We start from the raw sequence: 2,506 nt of genomic DNA, 5'->3' as shown, positions 1-2,506 counted from the left end.
TGATTTATCATTTGCATCAAATTTGAAACACGTGATTCTACGTTACTTTAATGTCGCTGGAGCAGATCTTGATAGCAGAATTGGTCAAGCGACGCCTGAAGCAACGCACCTGATTAAAGTGGCTTGTGAATGTGTGAATGGGGCTAGATCAGGTATGAAGGTATTTGGAACGGATTACGATACCCGCGATGGAACCTGTATTCGTGATTATATTCACGTTGATGATTTGGCGAAAGCACACGTTATGGCCTTAGATTTTATGGCACAGGGTGGTGAGTCTAGTATCTTGAACTGTGGCTACGGCCGAGGCTTCACCGTAAAAGAAGTCATTGATGTAGTGAAAGCGCAATCAGGTAAAGATTTCCCTGTTGAGGAAACTGAGCGTCGTGCAGGTGATCCAGACGCGTTAATGGCAGATAACACCAAGATCAAAGAAACGCTTGGATGGGTTCCTGATCATGACAACTTAGACGTCATTGTTAAATCCGCGTTGGATTGGGAAGCTGTTTGGCAGTCGCGTCAGGAGCAAGGATAAGTCTGTGAACTTTATTTTGGATGAGCGCCTCGCTGGCGACACAGAGTTTTTAGTCGATTGGCCATTATGTCGAGTATTGCTGATGAATGATCAGCAATACCCTTGGTGCATTCTCGTACCAAGAGTGATGTCTGATAACGATGATGTGATGAAAGAGCTGTATGAGTTGAGCGACGATCAGCGTGCTCAATTTGATGCAGAATCAGTGTTTTTGTCGAAAACTTTGATGCAATACTTTCAGGGTGAAAAACTAAACATAGCGGCCTTAGGGAATGTCGTTTCACAGTTACATATCCATCATGTCGTTCGTTTCAAAAATGACATAGCTTGGCCTGCTCCTATATGGGGGCGTCACTCGGTAAAGCCATATGACGACGCAGCGCTCACAGATCAAAAAGAAGCCTTAATCAATTTGCTAAAGCCTGCATTCGCATAGTCCTTTGGCGCTAACTATTCGAACTCGTTATCTGCAACGACACGCTGAGCCCGAAAGCTTAGCGTTTTCTCAAGAGTCTGATGTTCTTCAGCTCGATTCAGACCTTGTAACTGGTTTTGTTCTTCCTATCTATGATGAGTCTGTTAGCGCATTAACGCGCTTTTTAGATATGCCACGAACAGATAACCTGATTAGTGTTTGGGTGTTTAATGCTCCTAAGGGCGGGGCTGAAGATGCTCGTCGACGAACTGAAAGCGCGCTTTCTCATTTTATCGATGCCCTTGAGATGCAGCGTTTAAATCCACATATTTATCTTGCAAGGTTAAATGATTGGCATCGATTAATAATCATTGATCACTGCGCTCAAACTCGTCTATTACCTGCTAAAAAAGCAGTAGGCTTGGCGCGAAAAATTGGGGCAGATATAGTTATCGCGCAGCTCTCAAACCATATACCTACTTGGCTGTATTTTAGTGATGCTGACGCTATCTTGCCCTCAGATTATTTTGACCTCCCATCTTTTGAAAGCCGTCCTAGTGCATGTGTTTTAGGTGTTGAACATCAGGCAGAGAAGGGGCTAGCTAGGGAAAGCGCTTTGTATGATTTTAAACTGCATTATGTCGCTGAACGCTTGAAAGCATCAGGGTCTCCTTACGGATATATAGCGCTTGGTTCGATCATAGTGATTGATGTGGACGATTACTGTCGGGTTCGAGGTGTACCTAAAAAATCAGCTGGAGAAGACTTTTATCTGCTCAATAAACTGGCCAAATTACATGGTGTTGAAAGTATAGAATCTCCTGTTGTGAGTGTGGCTGGCAGATTAAGTTCACGAGTCCCCTTTGGTACTGGCCAAGCCTTGGAAAAAATGAAGCATGAGCACAACCAAGGCGATGACTACGGCTTCGATTCTCCTAAGACATTCGCAGATCTTAAGTACTTATATGATTCCTTAGAACAGGCGATTTTATTGGGTGAGATGGAGCGTATCATGCCGAGTTTTATTGGCGCTTTATCCAAAAACACTAAACTATTGGACACGCTGAAATACTTAGGCTTTGATACGTTTTGTCAGCATGCTCATCGTCAAGTGAATACACCAAGCCAATTTGAGAGTGCCTTTCACCAGTGGTTTGATGGTTTTTTAACACTAAAATTTGTGAACCATTACCGCTCGCATTATTATCCTCCTGTTTCTTTAGAGTCGCTGGATGCGATTAGCAATGAAATGACTCATTCATTGAAAAAGAAATATCAGGCATTAATCACTCATAGGTAGTCACTTGGCCCAACAAGTCTCTTCGTATATTCATGGTTTGGAACCATGGCAATACACCGTCTCTGCAGGCTTTACTTTGCGTGGACATTACACCCCTCCAACTGGAAAACCGGTGATTCATTTTCTTCATGGCAATGGATTTAACGGCTTGGTGTATGAAAAGTTCCTAGGGCCCTTGAGTAAACATTTCGATATCTTTTTGAGTAATGCGCAAGGACATGGCGATAGTGACGCAGGAGTTCGTCCTTTTACTGAT

3 protein-coding genes and 1 pseudogene are annotated in these 2,506 nt (G+C 43.3%); all 4 read left to right on the top strand.

The genetic code is table 11. The features are described 5' to 3' along the window. Positions 1 to 535, top strand: a 535-nt coding sequence (locus A3738_RS16235) for an NAD-dependent epimerase/dehydratase family protein (protein WP_156504305.1), incomplete at its 5' end; no start/stop codon positions are given. 4 nt (positions 536 to 539) lie between these two features. Further along, positions 540 to 971 (top strand): HIT domain-containing protein, encoded by a 432-nt coding sequence (locus A3738_RS16230; RefSeq protein WP_068475877.1) that lies wholly within the window; start codon positions 540 to 542, stop codon positions 969 to 971. Positions 972 to 975: 4 nt separating this feature from the next. Next, positions 976 to 2,250, top strand: a complete 1,275-nt coding sequence (locus A3738_RS16225) for a hypothetical protein (RefSeq protein ID WP_068476361.1) — start codon at positions 976 to 978, stop codon at positions 2,248 to 2,250. Positions 2,251 to 2,254: 4 nt separating this feature from the next. Then, a pseudogene (locus A3738_RS16220) lies at positions 2,255 to 2,506 on the top strand (alpha/beta hydrolase); the annotation flags it as partial.

This window comes from Oleiphilus sp. HI0066, assembly GCF_001635725.1.
Note: the sequence above shows the minus strand (reverse complement) of the source record. Positions and strands in the feature narration are given on the sequence as shown.